Source organism: Nocardia vinacea NBRC 16497 (genome assembly GCF_000308835.1).
GTDB lineage: Bacteria > Actinomycetota > Actinomycetes > Mycobacteriales > Mycobacteriaceae > Nocardia > Nocardia vinacea.
The window spans coordinates 1-17638 of the sequence record NZ_BAGN01000159.1 but is presented as its reverse complement, the minus strand read 5'-3'; the positions used below and the strand labels follow the sequence as shown (position 1 = coordinate 17638).

19 protein-coding genes are annotated in these 17638 nt (G+C 66.7%); 9 read left to right on the top strand and 10 right to left on the bottom strand.

The features are described 5' to 3' along the window. The first annotated feature begins 189 nt into the window (after positions 1-189). Together ON44_RS21260 and ON44_RS21255 are read left to right on the top strand one after the other, a co-directional pair. Positions 190-696 (top strand): VOC family protein, encoded by a 507-nt coding sequence (locus ON44_RS21260; RefSeq protein ID WP_040692788.1) that lies wholly within the window; start codon positions 190-192, stop codon positions 694-696. Positions 697-719: 23 nt separating this feature from the next. Beyond that, positions 720-1499 carry a MerR family transcriptional regulator gene (locus tag ON44_RS21255; protein ID WP_245567267.1) on the top strand — a complete coding sequence of 260 codons (780 nt, stop codon included), beginning with the start codon at positions 720-722 and terminating at the stop codon, positions 1497-1499. A 46-nt stretch (positions 1500-1545) separates the two neighbouring features. On the opposite strand, the gene ON44_RS21250 is transcribed toward ON44_RS21255, so the two are convergent. Beyond that, complete coding sequence (locus ON44_RS21250; RefSeq protein WP_040692781.1) at positions 1546-2574, bottom strand: AraC family transcriptional regulator; 1029 nt, start codon at positions 2572-2574, stop codon at positions 1546-1548. Between the two features lie 153 nt (positions 2575-2727). On the opposite strand from ON44_RS21250, the gene ON44_RS21245 reads away from it, so the two are divergent. Beyond that, complete coding sequence (locus tag ON44_RS21245; RefSeq protein ID WP_040692778.1) at positions 2728-4263, top strand: aldehyde dehydrogenase family protein; 1536 nt, start codon at positions 2728-2730, stop codon at positions 4261-4263. Between the two features lie 9 nt (positions 4264-4272). On the opposite strand, the gene ON44_RS21240 is transcribed toward ON44_RS21245, so the two are convergent. Continuing rightward, complete coding sequence (locus ON44_RS21240; RefSeq protein WP_040692776.1) at positions 4273-4917, bottom strand: formylglycine-generating enzyme family protein; 645 nt, start codon at positions 4915-4917, stop codon at positions 4273-4275. Between the two features lie 110 nt (positions 4918-5027). Between ON44_RS21240 and ON44_RS21235 the strand changes: the two genes are divergently transcribed. Both ON44_RS21235 and ON44_RS21230 read left to right on the top strand, forming a co-directional pair. Beyond that, positions 5028-5423: a hypothetical protein gene (locus ON44_RS21235; RefSeq protein ID WP_040692773.1), complete on the top strand. Its 396-nt coding sequence runs from the start codon at positions 5028-5030 to the stop codon at positions 5421-5423. Continuing rightward, a complete protein-coding gene (locus tag ON44_RS21230; protein WP_040692770.1) occupies positions 5407-6072 on the top strand; it encodes a class I SAM-dependent methyltransferase in 666 nt (221 codons plus the stop codon). The genes ON44_RS21235 and ON44_RS21230 overlap by 17 nt, the downstream gene beginning before the upstream one ends. Here ON44_RS21230 and ON44_RS21225 read toward each other — a convergent pair. The 5 genes from ON44_RS21225 to ON44_RS21205 are packed head-to-tail and all read right to left on the bottom strand — an operon-like array spanning position 6069 to position 11346. After that, complete coding sequence (locus ON44_RS21225; protein ID WP_040692763.1) at positions 6069-6698, bottom strand: TetR/AcrR family transcriptional regulator; 630 nt, start codon at positions 6696-6698, stop codon at positions 6069-6071. The two genes, ON44_RS21230 and ON44_RS21225, sit on opposite strands and share 4 nt — an antisense overlap. Positions 6699-6733: 35 nt before the next feature. Then, entirely contained in the window at positions 6734-8269 is a 1536-nt protein-coding gene (locus ON44_RS21220; RefSeq protein WP_245567266.1) for a flavin-containing monooxygenase, read from the bottom strand. Continuing rightward, positions 8266-9123, bottom strand: a complete 858-nt coding sequence (locus ON44_RS21215; RefSeq protein ID WP_040692758.1) for an SDR family NAD(P)-dependent oxidoreductase — start codon at positions 9121-9123, stop codon at positions 8266-8268. Before ON44_RS21215 ends, ON44_RS21220 begins: the two co-directional genes overlap by 4 nt. Beyond that, positions 9107-10006 carry an alpha/beta fold hydrolase gene (locus ON44_RS21210; RefSeq protein WP_040692756.1) on the bottom strand — a complete coding sequence of 300 codons (900 nt, stop codon included), beginning with the start codon at positions 10004-10006 and terminating at the stop codon, positions 9107-9109. The genes ON44_RS21215 and ON44_RS21210 overlap by 17 nt, the downstream gene beginning before the upstream one ends. Further along, complete coding sequence (locus tag ON44_RS21205) at positions 10003-11346, bottom strand: cytochrome P450 (RefSeq protein WP_040692755.1); 1344 nt, start codon at positions 11344-11346, stop codon at positions 10003-10005. Before ON44_RS21205 ends, ON44_RS21210 begins: the two co-directional genes overlap by 4 nt. A gap of 124 nt (positions 11347-11470) precedes the next feature. Between ON44_RS21205 and ON44_RS21200 the strand changes: the two genes are divergently transcribed. Beyond that, entirely contained in the window at positions 11471-13090 is a 1620-nt protein-coding gene (locus ON44_RS21200) for a carboxylesterase/lipase family protein (protein ID WP_085998585.1), read from the top strand. A 26-nt stretch (positions 13091-13116) separates the two neighbouring features. Here ON44_RS21200 and lexA read toward each other — a convergent pair whose 3' ends face one another. Next, positions 13117-13827, bottom strand: a complete 711-nt coding sequence (gene lexA, locus ON44_RS21195; protein WP_040692752.1) for a transcriptional repressor LexA — start codon at positions 13825-13827, stop codon at positions 13117-13119. 227 nt (positions 13828-14054) lie between these two features. On the opposite strand from lexA, the gene ON44_RS21190 reads away from it, so the two are divergent. The 3 genes from ON44_RS21190 (at position 14055) to nrdR (ending at position 16553) form a co-directional block, all read left to right on the top strand. Further along, a complete protein-coding gene (locus ON44_RS21190; protein WP_157187238.1) occupies positions 14055-14495 on the top strand; it encodes a hypothetical protein in 441 nt (146 codons plus the stop codon). Positions 14496-14647: 152 nt separating this feature from the next. Continuing rightward, positions 14648-15901, top strand: a complete 1254-nt coding sequence (locus tag ON44_RS21185; protein WP_040692749.1) for a hypothetical protein — start codon at positions 14648-14650, stop codon at positions 15899-15901. Positions 15902-16076: 175 nt separating this feature from the next. Further along, positions 16077-16553 carry a transcriptional regulator NrdR gene (gene nrdR / locus ON44_RS21180; RefSeq protein ID WP_040692748.1) on the top strand — a complete coding sequence of 159 codons (477 nt, stop codon included), beginning with the start codon at positions 16077-16079 and terminating at the stop codon, positions 16551-16553. Positions 16554-16561: 8 nt separating this feature from the next. Here nrdR and ON44_RS21175 read toward each other — a convergent pair whose 3' ends face one another. Further along, a complete protein-coding gene (locus ON44_RS21175; protein ID WP_040692747.1) occupies positions 16562-16783 on the bottom strand; it encodes a hypothetical protein in 222 nt (73 codons plus the stop codon). A 216-nt stretch (positions 16784-16999) separates the two neighbouring features. After that, on the bottom strand, positions 17000-17638 hold a 639-nt coding region (locus ON44_RS21170; protein ID WP_040692745.1), incomplete at its 5' end, for a DUF3418 domain-containing protein.

The window sequence follows — 17638 nt, the reverse complement described above, 5'->3', positions numbered from 1 at the left end:
CCATCCAATCCGCCGCGCGCCTGGTGCTCGACCATCCCGATGAATTCGGTATCGACCGAATTCTGGCCCTGTTCGACTACCTGTTCTTCCGTGCGGCATAGCGTCTTTCGCTGTTCGATCAGTTCGCCCATCTCGGTCCAGCGGGCCGTGATTTGACCCTGACGTTACGTCAGGCTCGACGATGTGGCGGTGAGCGAAACTTACCCAGCATTCGATATCAGTCCGGTTCCCGTACCAGCCCTCGACGCCGTGGCGCCGGAACTTTTCCGCGGCCTCTACGGGATGCCGATGTTCGTCACGGTGCCGACGGCCGATCTGGTCGCGTCGGTGGACTTCTGGACGCGTGGACTCGGCTTCTTCGACCTGTTCTCCATCCCCGGCCGACTCACCCACCTGCGGCGCTGGGCATTCCAGGATGTCCTGCTCGTATCCGCTGACCAGGGCGCGGCGGCAACCGAACTGAGCGTGAGCTTCGCCTGCGTGCTGAGCCAGCTCGACGAGATCGTGGCCGCATGCGAGCAGCTGCGGCCCGATTGCACGTCCGGTCCGCGGCCGATGCCGTGGAATACGGTGGATCTCGAGATCCGAACGCCGGACAACACGCGGGTGATCATGACCGCGGCGCGACCGTACGATCCGAACAGTGCCGAAGCCGAGCTGTTGAGGTCCATCGGGATCGGGGAGCCGCCGGCATGAGCGCGCCTGCCAGACTGGACGGTGTGACTGATCAGGCCGATGCCGGGATCACCGTCGGTGCGGCTGCCGCGCGCATGGGCGTCACGGTCCGGACGCTGCACCATTGGGATGCGATCGGGCTCGTGTGCCCAACCGAGCGCACCGACGCTGGGTACCGGCTCTACACGAGTGCGGACCTCGCCCGCGTCGATCGCGTGCTCGTCTACCGTGAGCTGGGCGTACCCCTCGATGAGATCAGGACGGTTCTGGACGCACCCGCCATCGATGCGACCTCATCGCTGCGACGACAGCGTGACGAACTCCGCGAGCGCGCCGCGCACCTGCAACAGATGGCGGATGGCATGGACCGCTTGATCGAGGCCAGAGAATCCGGAATCCTGCTCTCCGCCGAGGAGCAGGTCGAGATCTTCGGCGCGCACTGGCAACCCGCGTGGACCGCGCAGGCCCACGACCGCTGGGGTGACACCGCCGAGTGGGCGCAGTACGCCGAACGCGCCGCGGACCGGACCGCCGAGGACTGGCAACAGATCGCCGACACCGTCGATGCACTCAACGCCGACCTTGCTGCCGCCTACCGCGCCGGAGTGCTCCCGGGCAGCGACGAAGCCAACGCCCTCGCCGAGCGCCACCGCGCCTCCATCGACACCTACTTCGACTGCACCCCCGCCATGCACATCTGCATCGCCCGCACCTACCTCACCGACCCGAACTACACCACGTTCTTCGACACCCTCGCCCCCGGCCTGACCCCCTGGCTATCCGCCATCATCCACACCAACGCGACTCGGTCGAGAATGGACTGATGCAAGCGTCCTCGACGTTTACCGCCACCAGCGCATGGTCAAGGGTTCACCTGGTTGCGACGAGTGTCCCGCGGGCTCGGAATTCCTGTGGCGGACAGCCTTGCCAGCGGCGGAAGGCGCGGATGAAGGATGCGGCTTCGGCGTAGCCCAGTCGGGCGGCCACCTGTTCGGTGGTCATATCGGTGTGGCTGAGCAGTTCCTCCGACATCATCTGGCGTACCTCGTCGAGGAGGTTGCGGAAGGAGGTGCCTTCGTCGCGCAGGCGGCGCGACAGCGTGCGCGGGCTCATGAAAAGCGCTGCGGCGACGGCGATTTGGTCCGGAATCTCCCCCGGATTGCGGACCAGCAGGTCACGCACCGAACCGGCGACACCGGTGCGGGCGCGGCGGGCGGTGAGCAGATCGCGGCACAGTTGTTCGCATGTCCCGCGCGCCCATTCGTTGGCCTGCGGCAGCGCGACATCGAGATACGAACTGTCGAAGGCCAATTCGTTGACCGCCGCGTCGAATTGCGGCTCGACACCGAAGACGGTGCGGTAGCGCGTCGTATCCGCCGGAGCGCAGTGGCGGAAGCTGATCCGGGTGGCGGGCACACCCGCGGAGAACCGCTCCCGGCCGATGGACTGGATACCCGTGATGACGCGCTCGGTCAGGAAGGCGCGCACATCCTCCGGAATCTCCGAATCGTCGACGATGAGCCGCGACTCGGCCGGTCCCTCCTCGAAGGTCAACCGGCCGAACACGAAGGCCGAATCGACATAGCGCAGCGAAACCTCGATCACCTCGCGCACCGTGCGACTGCTCAGCAGCGCCAGCCCCCACGGCCCGTACAGCGATAAGTGATAGCGGTTCCCGGCCTCGACGCCCAATCCGGGTTCAGCGCCACATCGCGCGAGCAGATTCCGCACGACGCGCACCTCTTGCCGCGCCGTCACCTCGGCATCGGGATCGCTCACGGCCTCGGGCGCCAGCTTCGTGCCCTCGAGACAGACTTCCGGCGACATGCCGCGTTCCTGCGCCAATTGCATCAGCACATGCACGCTGGATGTACTACGCAGGAGATCCCAATCGAACACTGAACTGCATCCTCGTCGAAGCCGGTCGCGTCTTGCTATTGGCGGAAGATATCAATCCTTTCTTCTCCATCGCAGGAAAATCGGAACACCCGGTGTCACGCCAGCGGAAATGCCACGCTGGAGGGGCGGGGCACAGCACAGGAGGTGAGCCGGATGAGTACGGCGGAACAGCAGATCGAGATAGAGGTGCACAACCCGGCCGACGGCAGCGTCACCGGCCGGGTGCCCGACGAATCGAGTGCGGCGGTGGCCGCGACGGTGCGCGAATTGCGCCTGTTCCAGCCGGAATGGGAGGCGATCGGTCCGGATAAGCGCGCCGAATGGCTGTTTCGGCTGCAGGATTGGCTGATCGATAATTCCGATGAGCTCACCGATGTGGTCCAGTCCGAAACCGGTAAGACCCGCTACGACGCGGAGATCGAGGTGCCCGCTGCGGTCAATCTGATCAAATACTGGGCGCGCAATGCCGCGAAATTCCTGCTCGACGAGCATCCGGCTCCACACAGTCCGCTCGGCCGGACCAAGCGGCTGGTCAAGACCTATCGGCCGCATCCGGTGGTCGGGATCATTACGCCGTGGAACTTTCCGCTGCTCAATGTGTGCTTCGATGCGCTGCCCGCGCTGATGGCCGGTGCCGCGGTGCTGGTCAAGCCGTCGGAGGTCACGCCGTTGAGTGCGGTCGCGCTGGCGCGTGGGTGGGCCGAGATCGGTGCGCCGCCGATCTTCGCGGTGTCGACCGGGCGCGGAGATACCGGACGCGCGGTCGTCGAGGCGGTCGATTACGTCCAGTTCACCGGGTCCACCAAGACCGGTAGGGCGATCGCTGCCGCCTGCGGAGCGACCCTGACCCCGTACAGCCTGGAGCTCGGCGGCAAGGATCCGGCGATCGTCCTCGCGGATGCCGATATCGAGCGGGCCGCGGCGGGCATCGCCTATGGCGGACTGTTCAATTCCGGTCAGGTCTGTATCTCGATCGAGCGGGTGTATGTCGAGGCGCCGGTCTACGACGAGTTCGTGACCAGCCTGACCGAACAGGTGCGCAAGCTGCGGCAGGGACACGACGGGCGCGGGTTCGCTTTCGATATCGGCGCGATGGCGACCGAGGCCCAGCGCGATATCGTGGCACGCCATGTCGAGCAGGCGGTGGCCGCGGGCGCGCGGATCACCACCGGTGGCAAAGCGACCGGGGTCGGCACCTTCTTCGAACCGACCGTGCTGGTGGATGTGGACCATTCGATGGCGTGCATCAGCGAGGAGACATTCGGTCCGACCATTCCGGTGCTGAAGGTCGCCGACGAGGACGAGGCGGTGCGCCTGGCCAATGATTCGGTCTACGGGCTCTCGGCCACGGTCTGGACAAGAGACCGCAAGCGCGGCGAGCGGGTGGCGCGGCGGCTGGAAGCCGGCGCGGTCAATATCAACGACGCTTTCGCGAATCTGTTCAGCTTCGCGCTGCCGATGGGCGGGTGGAAGGATTCCGGGATCGGCGCGCGGTGGGGCGGGGCCGCCGGAATCCGGAAATACTGTCGCCAGCAAGCGATTACGGTGCCGCGCGTACCGGCGATGAAGCGTGAGCTGATGTGGTACCCGGCCTCGCGTGGGCGCTTGCGCGTGGTGGCAGGACTGATGCGCGCGCTCGACGGGCGCGGCAGGCGCAAGCTGCCGAAGTTCTTGGGCGGCAAGCGATAGGGCGGCGGCTCAGGCGAATATCGAACGCGCGACCCGGAATCCGACATCGTCGATCCGGTAGGTCGGATGGCTGCGCCGTTGCACCGAGGCCCGGCAACTCCACTTCTCGTCGGACCAGCCGCCACCGCGTAGCACCCGATACGAGTCGTACACCTCGGCGTCGTAAATGTCCCAGCACCAATCCCAGACATTGCCGAGCATGTCGTACAGGCCCCAGGCGTTGGGCAGCTTGCCGCCGACCTCGTGTACCTGCCCTGCGGAATTCCCCCGATACCAGGCGATTTCGTCGAGCTCGCCATATCGCGGCCCCGAAGTACCCGCCCGGCACGCATACTCCCACTCGGCCTCGGTCGGCAGCCGGTACCCGTCGCTATCGACATCCCACTCGACCTCGTCGTCGTGCACGCGATACGCGGGCGGCAAACCCGCCTCCGATGACAGGCCATTGCAGAACCGGATCGCATCGAACCACGAAACCCCCTCGACCGGCAGCCGATCACCCCGAGCCGCACTCGGCAGCTCACCGGTGACCTGCTCATACTGCGACTGGGTAATCGAAAACGTCGCCAGCCGAAAAGCAGCCACCTCGACCGCCCAACTCCGCTGGGTCCGCCGATCCGACAGCGTCACCCGCCCCACGGGCAGCGCGACCATCTCGATTTCCGTACGCACGGCTAGCCGATGGTAATGCATGTGTATCGCCCTGCGTCGTTGTTCCCCACCTCGAGCCCGACCATTGCGTCGAATTCACCCGGGAGGGGCAGATGAACGACAAGTGGACCCTGACGGCGGACGGTGCCCACGTCGAGATCGGCTTCGAATACCGTGAGCGCGCAACGATTCCCGTGCAGGCGCGGCAGCAGGAGTACGACAGGTACACCGGTTTCGAGTACGAACGTCACGGTGATACGGCCGTCGATCTCGTTGTCGGAGCAGAATTCTCGGGTGTGCAGGACCGCCGCAGCGCACGCCTGGTGCCGATTGTCACGGTGCAGAGTCCGAAGCCCGCGGTGACCCGCGCCGTCGCGGCCGCTGTGCTGCCGCACCTCCGCGCTGACGCGGCAGAGCGTATCGGCGAAAGCCTTGGCGCGCCGATGACCTCCGGCCTAGCCTGGACTCCCACCGCGCGAAGAGGAGACGACAGTGCCCGACGTCCGTGAAGTGTGGCAGAGCCGAGTCTGGGGAAACCTCGGGGCTCCGGTATACGACTTCGTGCTCGACCATCCGCAGGTGGCCCGGCCCGCCGGACAGGTGATGTGGGGCTGCGACACCCGTCGGATGTATGCGGCGATGGATGTCGTCAATCAACTGCCGGAGGGTTCCGCGCTGCTTGATCTGCCGGTCGGCGGCGGCGTGACCCTGCGTCGACTCGCACCCGACCGCAAGCTCCGCTATGTGGCCGCCGACATTTCGGATGACCAGCTGGCGGCGGCGCGTCGCGCGGCCGAGCGCGCCGGGCTGTCCGATATCGACTATGTGCGCGCGGATGTGGTCGACCTGCCCTTTGCCGCCGGCGAATTCGATCTGGTGGTGAGTTTCGCGGGCCTGCACTGTATGCCGGATCCGGCCGCCGCGGTCGCCTCGCTCGCCCGGGTGCTCGCGCCGGGTGGAAGGCTGGTCGGCAGTTGTGTGGTGCGCGGAGTCCGGCCGCGCTTCGACTTGCACATGCGGGTGATGCGGACGATCGGCGTATTCGGTCCGTCCGGTACCGCGGCCGAGCTGTCGGGCTGGATCGCCGCGGCGGGCCTGCGCGAGGTCGAGCTGGTGTGCAATGGCGCGCTTGCGCAGTTCACGGCCGTGAAGGACTAGCTCCGCGGCTCGTAGCGCGGGCCGACCAGGGCGATGGCCGTATCGACCGCGACGTCGATGATGTCGCGGATGTCCTTGCCCGCTTCGACCGTGGAGGCGATGAGTTCGCGGTAACCACCGTAGAGGATGGTCGCCATCTGACGCGTCGGTGGATGCAGTCCGGGAGCCTCGAAACTCGGTGTGGCGGTGAGGCTTTGGATCAGATTGATGAAGGCCTCGCCGGTATCGTGGTGGAGCTGGCGAGCGGCCTCGCCGAGCGCGGGGATGTCCCGAATCCAGGCGAGGGTGATCGACGTGTCCTGATCGGATGCGTGGATCCAGGCCTCGATGGCCTGCCGGACCTGGGTGCGCCAGGGCGCGGCCGGATCGACGGCATCGTAGATCTGCTGGATGGTCTCGCTGTTGCGCTCGGCGAGTAGCGCGATGAAGCAGTCCTGTTTGCTGTCGAAATGCTCGTAGAAGGTGCGGCGAGAGGTGCGCGCATTGCGGACCACATCGGCCACGGTTGTTTCGCGATAACCGCGATCGCGCACGGCCTCGGCCATCGCATCGAGAAGGCGACGCCGGAATGCGGATTCCGGCGTGCTCTCGGTGGCGAGGTTGGCGGTGGGCTCGGCACGGGTCACAAGAATCAGGTTAGTTCGCCCCGCCGCCACTGCGATCATGACCTCACACGCACCTGAATCTGGTCGGATACGGCGGCCCGGCTCGCGAACCGGATGGTGCCGTCCTCGATCCGCCCATGGCGCAGTGCGAGCACATCGTGGGCGTAGTTCATCCCCAATCGCCACGGCCGTCGCGATCCGGCCCTGGGGAAGTGGTCGATGGAGCGCTGGACGTAGCCGGATCGGAAGTTCAGCAGGGGCTCCGGGGCGATACTCGGATCCGGCCACGGCGTGCACTGGTCATAGCCGTTGTCGTCCATATGCCGCAGCAACCGGCACACGAATTCGCCCACAAGATCCGCCTTCAGCGTCCAGGACGCATTGGTGTAGCCGATGGTGAAGGCGAAGTTCGGGACGCCGCTGAGCATCATCCCCTTGTAGGCCATGGTGTCGGGCAGTGGGATGGCCCGGCCGTCGACGCTGAATTCGATCCCGCCGAAGGCGAGCAATTGCAAACCGGTGGCCGTCACCACGATGTCGGCGGGAAGGTCGGCGCCCGAGGCCAGCCGCAGGCCGTCGGCGGTGAACTTCTCGATGCGGTCGGTGACCACGGTGGCGCGCCCGGCCCGGATCGCATGGAACAGATCCCCGTCCGGCACCAGGCAGAGCCGTTGATCCCACGGGTTGTAGGTCGGCCTGAAGTGGACGTCCACCTCGTATCCGGTCGGCAGTTGCGCGGCGGTCTGCTTGCGGATGAAGTCGCGCATCATGCGGGGGCGACGCTGGCTGAGTTGGTAGATGAGGGTGCCGATCAGCACGTTCTTCCAGCGGGTGATCGTGTAGGCCCGCTGGGGTCCGAGCCGTTCGCGCAGGCGGATCGCCACCGCGTCCTCGGTGGGCACAGACATGATGTAGGTGGGGGAGCGTTGCAGCATGGTCACCTGGGCTGCCGTCTCGGCCATGGCAGGAACCAGGGTCACCGCGGTGGCCCCGCTACCGATCACGACGACTCGCTTACCCGCATAGTCCAGGTCGGCGGGCCACTGCTGCGGGTGTACGAGTTGCCCACGGAAATCCTCGAGTCCGGCGAACTCCGGGGTGTAGCCGCGGTCGTAGTGGTAATAGCCGCTGCACACGTACAGGAAGCCGCAGGTGTATGTCGAGGTGGTGCCATCGTGTTCGGCCGTCACCGTCCACTGCGCCGCTTCGGTCGACCAGGATGCGCCGATGACCTTGTGCCCGAACCGGATTCGGCGATCGATACCGGCTTCGGACGCGGTATCACGGATATAGTCGAGGATCGATGGCCCGTCGGCGATGGCCGCGGCCTGTGTCCACGGTCGGAAACGGTAACCGAGGGTGTGCATATCGGAATCCGAACGCACCCCCGGATAGCGGAACAGATCCCAGGTGCCGCCGATTGCCGTGCGCGCCTCCAGAATTGCGTAGCTGCGCTTCGGGAAGGCCGTCTGCAGATGGTGCGCCGCACCGATGCCGGAGAGACCGGCACCGACGATCAGCACATCGAAATGCTCTGGCCCACCCGTCTCCCGGCCACCACCCCTCATCGAATCGCTGCGCGATGCTCTCATGCCGTCACTCCGGTCTTCGCGCGGGCCCGCAGCTGCCGCTCCAGCACCGCGAATATGTCGTAGTAGTGCGTCGGCGCTATTCGTGCGAGTGCGTCGAAAACGTGGGCATCCGGCCCGACCAGAATGCGCGACTTCCCGCGTTCGACTCCGCGGCAGATGATTTCGGCCGCCTTGTCCGGCGAGGTCAACGTGATCGCCTCGAACTCCGCCGCCATCTGCTCATGCGAACGGCCGCGGCCCTCGGGATCCTTGCGCACCCGGGCATTGCGCGCGATATTGGTGGTGATACCTCCCGGGTGCACATTCACCGCGGATACCCCGGTGCCACGAAGTTCCTGGCGCAGCGAGTCGGTGAAGCCGCGCACCGCGAATTTTGCTGCGCAGTAAGCACTTTGATTCGGCATGCCGAGCAGTCCGAATACGCTGGAGGTATTCACGATGACGCCCTGGTCCTGTTCGACCAGGATGGGCAGAAACGCGCGGGTGCCATTGACCACGCCGTCGAAGTTGATCTGCCGCAGCCATTCGTCGTCTTCCGGAACCGCGTCCAGCACCGACGAGCTCACCGCCACACCGGCATTGTTGAATACCGCCGCCAACGGTTCGGTCAGCCAGTCCTTGACCTCGGTGGCGAATGCGAGTTGGTCGGCGGCATCGCGGACGTCGAGCACACGGATCAGCACCGGACCGGTCAGGGTGGCGGCCGTCTGCTTCAAGCCGACCTCGTCGATATCGGCGATCGCCACGGGTGACCCACGGCGCGAAAGCAATTGGGCGAGACTGCGACCGATGCCGGAGGCGGCGCCGGTGATCATGGCGGGACGGCCGGACAGCGGCCTAGCGGTGCGGGGCATCGGTGCTCCTGGCGGTGCGGATATGGGTGTCGATGAGGTCGGTGAGCGTCGGCCGGACGCCGACGGGCAGGTCGTGGCCCATGCCGGGCAGGGTGTGCAGGCGCGCACCCGGGATGGCGCTCGCCGTGACGGTGCCGCCGGTCGGATTCACCATCAGGTCGCGGTCGCCGTGCAGGATCAGCGTCGGGGCGACGACGGCGGCGAGTTCCGCGGTGCGGTCACCGGATTTGAGGATGCCGGCGAGTTGGCGGCCGACGCCCGGCGCCGGATGGGGATCGCGGTCCCAGGTCGTCGCCGCGGCGGTGCGCACCGCCTGCTCGTCGAACGGATAGCCGTGCGAGCAGATGTGGCGGTACATGCGCACCGAGCGGTCGATGTGTTCGATTCGGGTGCGGGCCGGTCGGCCGAACATCAGCCGCCAGGTCGACAGGGCCGGACGCCCGACCCGTGCCGCACCCGTGGTCGACATGATCGAGGTCAGCGAGGTGACCCGGGCCGGATAGCGGGCGGCGACCGTCTGCGCGATCATCCCGCCGAGCGACATGCCGACCACATGCGCGGAGCTCAGCTCCAACGCGTCGAGCAGACCAACCGTGTCGGCGGCCATATCCGAGAGGTCGTATTGCGCTGTGTGCCAATGCTTTCGCAGGAAATCGAGCGGGCCAGGCGGCGGGAAGCCGAAGTGCGTCGACTTGCCGACATCGCGATTGTCGAACCGGATGACGTCGTAACCGCGTGCGACGAGCAGTTCACAGAGACCGTCGGGCCAGTCGTGCAGTTGCTGACCGAGTCCGGCGACGAGCAGCAGCGGGGCGCCGCCGTCACCGAGGCGCTCGTAGGCGAGGGTGACGCCGTGGCCCACATCGGCGAATCGCTCACTCATGCCGTCACCTGTTCGGCCCTGGCCTCGGCCGTGATGGGCCGGGGCGCGCGGCGGTACACCACGGCGCGGCCCTTCTTCGCGGGCACCAGCGCGACACCGCGGAAGTGCGTGCGTTCATCCGGCGCGTCGGTCGGCTCGAGCGTGAAATCCCGCAGCAGCGTGCGCAATACGACATTCATCTCCATGGTGGCGAAGGCCGCACCGATGCAACGCCGGGCGCCGCCGCCGAACGGAATCCAGCTGAAGGTGCCCGGCCGGACACCGACGAAACGATCCGGATCGAAAGCGCGGGCATTCGGGAACAGCTCCTCGTTGTCGTGCATGAGCCGAATGCTGACCAGCACATTCTGTCCCTCGGGCAGCGTCCACCGACCCAGCTGCATCGACTCCGCGCGGATCTTGCGGACCGTCGAGTCGATGACCGGACGCACCCGCTGCACCTCCAGCAGGGTTGCCTCACGCAGTGCCGAACCGCCTTCGTCGACCTCGGCGACCAAGCGCCGCAACACTTCCGGATGTCTGCGCAGCCGCTCGACGGTCCACGACAGGGTGGTCGCGGTGGTCTCGTGACCGGCAGTGAGCAGGGTGAGCAGTTCGTCGGCGATCTCGCTGCGGGTCATCGCGGTGCCGTCGTCGTAGCGGGCCTGCAGCATCATCGCCAGCACATCGTCGCGGTCGGCGAGGTGCTCATCGGCGGCGGCGCGGTCGATGAGCCTGCCGACGATCTCGTCGTAGTTGCGGCGGTGTGCGGCGAAGCGGGCCCATGGACCATACCGCCCCAAGAACTTTCGCGGCACCGGCAGTGCCGCGAGCGCCGATCCGACCAGCACCAGTTTGGGCAGCAGATCGCGCAGTTCGTCGAATTCCTTGCCCTCGGCGCCGAATACGGCGCGCAGGATCACATTCAGGGTGATCCGCATCATCGAGTCCATCGTCGCGAATTCCCGGCCCTGCGGCCAGGTGGCCAACTCGCGCACCGTCTCCTCCTCGATCAGCGTCTCGTACACCGCGAGACGACGACCGTGGAACGGCGGGGTGAGCAATTTTCGCTGCTTACGATGTTCGGCGCCGCGCAGCGAGAACAGTGAGCCGGGACCGAGGAACTGCCCGAGATTGACATCGACGTTATCGGCCACATCGGAGCTCGCGGTGAACAGTGCCTTCACCTCGGCCGGCTCGGACAGCACCACCATCCGCCCGAAGCGCGGTAGGTAGACCGTGAATGCCGAACCGTACCGCTCGTGCAATCTTCGCCACGTGCGGGTGCGGCTCGCCATCACCTCGATGGCCTGTAAGAAGGCCGGACTCGTCGGCCCGTCGGGCAATTTCACCGTGGTCATGCGGCACCTCCCAGCGTGGTACATCTTCGTACCAACAGCACGGTACGCTCACGTACCGAGTGTGGCAAGGGTCACTTTCGGAATTGCCGCCCGCGGCGGCGGTGCAGGTAGTTAGCGTGGGCGCGTGCGCAAGCATCGTTGGGTGAGCGCGGGAGGCTGGTTTCGCGGCACGGCTCGGGGTTGGTTCGCTGTCCTCGCGGCCGTCATCGTGCTGATCGGTGTGGCCGGACCGGCGCCCGCCGAGCCGGTCGCCGCAGATCTCGTCACCGTCGAGACCGGTGAGTTGCGCGGCATCGTGGCCGCGGACCATCGACTGTTCGCGGGCATTCCTTATGCGGCCCCGCCGGTCGGTGAGTCGCGGTGGCGGCCCCCGGCTCCGGCCGCACCGTGGCCCGGTGTTCGGGATGCCACCGTGGCCGGGCCGAGCTGCCCGCAGGACAACGACTTTTTCGGGGTGGTCGGTGCGAACCCGACGAAGTCGGAAGATTGTCTGTATCTGAATGTTTCGACGCCGCGCAACCTCCCCGCCGACGGTGGTGGGCTACCGGTGCTGGTCTGGATACACGGCGGCAGTTTCGTCACCGGCTCCGGCGACGTCTACGGCGCCGAGCCGCTGATCGCACACGGTGACGGTGATCTGATCGTGGTCACGATCAACTACCGGCTCGGCACGCTCGGTTTCCTCGCCGCCTCGGCGCTCGATGAAGGTTCCGGGGCCGGGAATTACGGCTATCTGGATCAGCAGGCCGCATTGCGCTGGGTGCGGCGCAATATCCCCGCATTCGGTGGTGATCCGGAGCGCGTGACGCTGGCGGGCGAATCGGCCGGTGCGACGTCGGTATGCACTCAGATGGCCGCGCCGAGTTCGCGCGGGCTGTTCCGGGCCACGATCATGGAGAGCGGACCGTGCAGCCCCGGTGTGCCCGCCGCGACGGCGATGGCCGATGGTGATGGGTACGCCGCACGTCTCGGGTGCGCCGGACCCGAGACCGCGGCGTGCCTGCGCGCGCTGCCGGTCGATACGCTGGTGAACGATTCCATCACCGCAACGGTATTCGGGGGCCGGTTCCTGCCGTCCGGGCCACAGGCGGCCGTGCGTAACGGCGCCTTCGCCGATGTGCCCACGCTCGTCGGTGCGAACAACGACGAGATGTCGCTATGGGTGTACATGAAATACGGTGTGCCCCTTGGCAGGCCGCTGACCGCCGCCGGATACCGCGCCGCACTGGCCGCCGCCATGCCCGACCTGACGCCGGAGCAACTCGACCGCGTCGAACAGACCTATCCGGTCGCCGCCTATCCGGAGCCCGCACTCGCACTGTCACGCGCCTGGACCGATCGGTTCCTCACCATGCTGGTTGTCGAATACGACGGGCTCGGCCCGCGCACGCCCACCTACACCTACTCCTTCGACGACCCGGCGCCGCTCGGCCCGCCGAATACCTTCCCGCTGGGCGCATATCACGCCAGCGAATTGGCGTCACTGTGGAGCCTGCGCGACCTCGGCTGGCTCTACGGTGCCGTCCAGACGCCGGACCAACAGCGCCTCGCCGCCGAGATGCGAAGGTACTGGACCCGATTCACCATCGAAGCCCGCCCGGATCCGGCCGGTCTCGAACCGATCCCGGCCTACGACCCGGCCGCACCGCTGGTCATGTCCTTCCGGCCCAGCGGAAGCCGGCTCATCGACTCCTATGCCGCCGACCACCGAGCCGACTTCTGGAAACCTATGCTGCCGCGCTGAGCTGGGCCAGATCACGCGAAACTGGGTCAGATCTTGCGGATGACCGTGACGACCTTGCCGAGGATCCGCGCGTCATTACCCGGAATCGGTTCGAACAGCGGATTGTGCGGCATGAGCCAGACATCCTTGCCGGTGCGCTTGAACGTCTTCACCGTCGCCTCGCCCTCGATCATCGCGGCCACGATATCGCCGTTATCGGCGACATTCTGCTGGCGCACGACCACCCAGTCACCATCGCAGATCGCGGCGTCGACCATCGATTCACCGACGACCTTGAGCAGGAACAGCGATCCGTCGCCGACCAGTTCGCGCGGCAGCGGGAAGACATCCTCCACCGCCTGCTCGGCCAGGATCGGGCCACCGGCGGCGATCCGGCCCAGGACGGGCACGAAGGTCGGGACCGGCCTGCCGGTCTCGACATCCTCGGTGCCGGGCAGGCTGGTCACCGCGCGCACCGCCTCGTCGAGACCGCGAACGTCAACGGCGCGTGGGCGATTCGGGTCGCGGCGCAGATAGCCCTTGCGCTCGAGGGTGCGCAGCTGATGGGCGACCGACGAGGTGGAGGTGAGCCCGACGGCATCGCCGATCTCGCGGATGCTCGGCGGGTAGCCGCGCTCGCTCACCGAGGTGCGGATGACCTCCAGGACTTTGCGCTGACGCACGGTGAGATCCGCCCCGGTACCGGACGGGTCGTTGCCAACTCCGCTCTCGTCGCCCGTGTCGTCTGTGTGGCTCACCGCAACCGCCCTTCTGTGTCCATTGATTTCGTCTACCGAATCTAGTCCGGTCACGCCGATGTATCAAACATCTGTTCGAGGCATGTCGGCGTTTTCTGCTGACTTTGTCGGTGGAGCGTGGTAGAAATCGAACACAAGTTCTTCGAACACTTGATCGAACAGCTACCCCCCATCGTCTCGTGACATACCTGAGCACCCACCAACACCCCGTCACGGAGGTTTGTCCGATGAGCACAGCGATCAGCGCCCTGAGCACCGACCTCGAGGACGAGGCCGACGTCGATCTCGGCTTCGAATCCGTTCCGCGCGTGCAGCGTCCGCATCGCGGTGGCATGCGCGCCCTGGAGGCCGCGCGCGTCGTGACGGATCGGCGTCCGCGCGACAGTCGGCCCGGCGGTGCGGTGGTGCTGTACGACCGCGGTCCCGTTCGAACGCCCGCACTACGTCAGGCGCGAGGGCCGCATCCGATGGAGCGGGTCGAACAGGCGCAGGTCGGTTTCGCGGTGCTCGCGGTGTCCGCGCTGTTGAGCGCGCTGGCGGTGACGGCTTTGATCGGGTTGGCGCATTGGCGCGCCGGAACTTTCGGCGGCGAGACCCCGACGACGGTGCCCGCCGTGGTCGAACAGCAATCAGTTCCGGACGGTGTGGGAGTCGGTGTGCCGCGGTAGCTCGGCGAAAGCCGGTGTGGCGGATGGCGACCGGTCGATCCGCCACGAAGCGTGGCCGAAATTGTCGATTGCAAACTAGAACATGTTGCTACTGTGCCTGAAAACGTGACCTAGGCAACTCTTGCCGACGATCGATTTCGGGACACCACGCAATGACGCATCGCTCCACCGCTGCACTCGCCGTCCGTCTGCTCGCCCGGATCGCCGGGCTGCTGGCCTGTCTTATCTTCGGGCTCACCATGATTCCGGCCGCACAGGCGGCACCCGCATACGAGGCGTTCCTGGGTTTACCCGCGCTCAACGCAGACGGGGCGGGCGGCGGTGGTCTGAATCCCGCACTACCACTGGACGAGTCGACGTTGCGTGTGGCGCTCGACCAGGCCAGGGCCGACGGGGTGGCGCCGAGCCGCTATGCCACACTGCTGCACCAGTATTGGCTGGTGGTCTCGACCCGCAATGCCGATATCGACCTCGCGGCCTGGGATCCGGTGCTCGGCGTGCGTGCCAACCAACGCACCTTCTGCCAGGTGTACGTCAACTACTTCCGGCTGGCGAATCAGCATCAGGAGTACTGGTGGGCGGGCCTTGCCGGAATCGCGGGCGGCTCCTTCGCCTCGGGGTTCTTCGATCTCAGCGATGTCGGGCTGGTGCTCGACGTACCGGGCATCCATCAACTCGGCGACGCGGTCGCCGACCTGTTGCGCGGCACCCCACCGGAATTGGTGGCCGAGTTGCCCGCCGACATCCGGCTGCTCGCCACCGAGGGTTCGCGGCTGAGCGCCGAGGATGTCGCCTGGTACCAGACCCGGCTGATGATCATGCAGAAGCACATCTTCACCGATCTGGTCCCGATGCACGAGGCGTATGCCGCACTGGGGATGGCCGGAATCGACGAAATGTATGCGGCCGGGGTGATCGATGCCGATATCCGCACCGCCTGGCAGTCGATCGATTCGAATACCCGCGACGGATATGTGGACGCGCTCATCCGGATGACCGATCGTGAGCAGAACCGTGTCATCGCCGACCAATGGGATGCCACCTCGGCGGGCCGCGGCGCGATGGGCCGGGTCATGACCTATGTGAGCACGGTGGCCGGCAAGCCCGCCGTCCCCGGTGTGCGCGCACCCGGTGTTTTCGCGCCCGCCACCGTCAGCGCGGATATCGCGGGACGCTCCGTCTCGCTGCGCACCCCGCTGCCGGACTTCAACTGGGCCGACCGCGATACCCGCTGGGCCTACATCACCGGCGATCTGGTGCTGCGCCACATCGATATGGAGAGCAACCGGCCATTCGCCGAGGTGGTGCTGGGTGAATCGTTCTGGAGCAAGCTCGCGCACGGCCGGATGATCGCGCGTATTCCGGATCTGATCGCCGATTTGACGACGCAGTGGCAACTCGGCTGAGTGTCGGTCGACGGGGTAGTTGGGACGTGTGAGACGGTTGGTGACCCCTCCCGGGTATCCTGGACCTGATATGGACGTATCGGTCTAGACCCCTGTACACGTGCTCGCCGGATCGGGACTGGCGAACCGGAGCCGATTCGGACGCGGGCGCGCGCATCGACGAAGGATCTCTCGGATGCATTGCCCCTACTGCCGACACCCCGACTCGCGGGTCGTCGACTCGCGTGAGGCCGAGGAAGGCGCGGCCATCCGCCGCCGGCGTTCCTGCCCGCAGTGTGGGAGACGATTCACCACCGTCGAGACCGCGATCCTATCCGTGGTCAAGCGCAGCGGCGTCACCGAACCGTTCTCCCGGGAGAAGGTGATCCGTGGTGTTCGTCGCGCCTGCCAGGGCCGCGAGGTCGCCGAAGACGCCCTGAACCTGCTGGCCCAGCAGGTGGAGGACGCGGTGCGCGCCAAGGGTTCGCCCGAGGTGCCCAGCCACGAGGTCGGCCTGGCCATCCTCGGCCCGCTGCGCGATCTGGACGAGGTGGCCTACCTGCGTTTCGCCTCGGTCTACCGCTCCTTTACCTCCGCCGATGATTTCGAACGTGAAATCGCCGACCTGCGCAAGCACCGCGAGGAAGCGACGGTCGCCGCCGCCGCCGACTGATCCGGCGGTCAGAGGCAGATCCCCGGCGGGCACGAGCAGCCGAAGCTGCCCATCGCCTGCCCGGGGCAGATGGTGACCGATCCGGTGTCGAGCAGCCGAACCAGCTGTCGCAGCACATCGGTGCTGGTGCGCACCGACGTGGGCTGTGGTGGCACGGTTGCCGAAGCGGTTGCCATCGGGGCAAATGCGACGGCGCAGGCGGCGAGAATCGGCGTGAGGGATTTCCGCATAGCGAGCACCTCTTTCGAGAATTCGCGCCGAACTGCTGAACGACACGCGGTGCGGATACGGTGAGCGGCCGCAATACTCTTGCGCGCCACCATGCTCCGGCGACTGTATCGCCACACCTCGCTCCGGTCGCGCCCCCAGAACTACCGTTGCGAGTTCGGCCGGTGCTTCGGTTGTGCCGGGTCGGACGCGCTGGCGGGAGCCGCACAGCTGATGGATCAGCGGCGGATGGTGGCGATGGCTTTTTCGATGCGTTTGGTGGAGACCGGGTACGGCGTCCCGAGCTTCTGGGCGAAGAGGCTGACGCGGAATTCCTCGATCATCCACCAGATTTCGGTGACATCTCGGGCGTGCTTGCGGGTTTCGGGCAGGGCATTGACGAGGCGGTCGTAGGCGGCGAGTGCGCGGTCGATTTCGACCATGCCCTGTCGGTCACGGACCGCGGAGCCGGGTAGCGACTCCAGGCGGGTGCGGGCGGCCCCCAGGTAGCGGGGGAGTTCGCGCAGCCGAGCGCTGCCCCACTCCGAGACGAAACCGGGGAAGATCAGGTCATCGAGTTGCTGGCGGACATCGTCGGCGATATCGCGTTCGGCGGTGTCGGTGAGCGCGGACGAAACCTGGTGCGCCCCAGCCAACACCGGCACTACCAGGCGCACGATGCGGGCAACGGCGGACACGAAGTCGGGGCGGATCTTCGTGACCAGAGTGTCGAACTGGCCAGGACTGCGCACCGGCCCACCGGCGGCGGCGATCAGTTCGTCCGCGGCGGCGGCGCGGCAGTCCTCGATGAGCGCGTCGAGCGAGCCGTACGGATTCTGGCTCAGCGCAAGCCGATCCCGCGGGGGCAGACTGGCCGT

Bases quoted from the DNA above. Each gene is read 5' to 3' on its own strand.
- ON44_RS21245 (WP_040692778.1), top strand. From the start codon at position 2,728: ATGAGTACGGCGGAACAGCAGATCGAGATAGAGGTGCACAACCCGGCC.
- ON44_RS21240 (WP_040692776.1), bottom strand. From the start codon at position 4,917: ATGGTCGCGCTGCCCGTGGGGCGGGTGACGCTGTCGGATCGGCGGACC.
- ON44_RS21235 (WP_040692773.1), top strand. From the start codon at position 5,028: ATGAACGACAAGTGGACCCTGACGGCGGACGGTGCCCACGTCGAGATC.
- ON44_RS21220 (WP_245567266.1), bottom strand. From the start codon at position 8,269: ATGAGAGCATCGCGCAGCGATTCGATGAGGGGTGGTGGCCGGGAGACG.
- ON44_RS21215 (WP_040692758.1), bottom strand. From the start codon at position 9,123: ATGCCCCGCACCGCTAGGCCGCTGTCCGGCCGTCCCGCCATGATCACC.
- ON44_RS21210 (WP_040692756.1), bottom strand. From the start codon at position 10,006: ATGAGTGAGCGATTCGCCGATGTGGGCCACGGCGTCACCCTCGCCTAC.
- ON44_RS21205 (WP_040692755.1), bottom strand. From the start codon at position 11,346: ATGACCACGGTGAAATTGCCCGACGGGCCGACGAGTCCGGCCTTCTTA.
- ON44_RS21190 (WP_157187238.1), top strand. From the start codon at position 14,055: ATGAGCACAGCGATCAGCGCCCTGAGCACCGACCTCGAGGACGAGGCC.
- ON44_RS21185 (WP_040692749.1), top strand. From the start codon at position 14,648: ATGACGCATCGCTCCACCGCTGCACTCGCCGTCCGTCTGCTCGCCCGG.
- nrdR (WP_040692748.1), top strand. From the start codon at position 16,077: ATGCATTGCCCCTACTGCCGACACCCCGACTCGCGGGTCGTCGACTCG.
- ON44_RS21175 (WP_040692747.1), bottom strand. From the start codon at position 16,783: ATGCGGAAATCCCTCACGCCGATTCTCGCCGCCTGCGCCGTCGCATTT.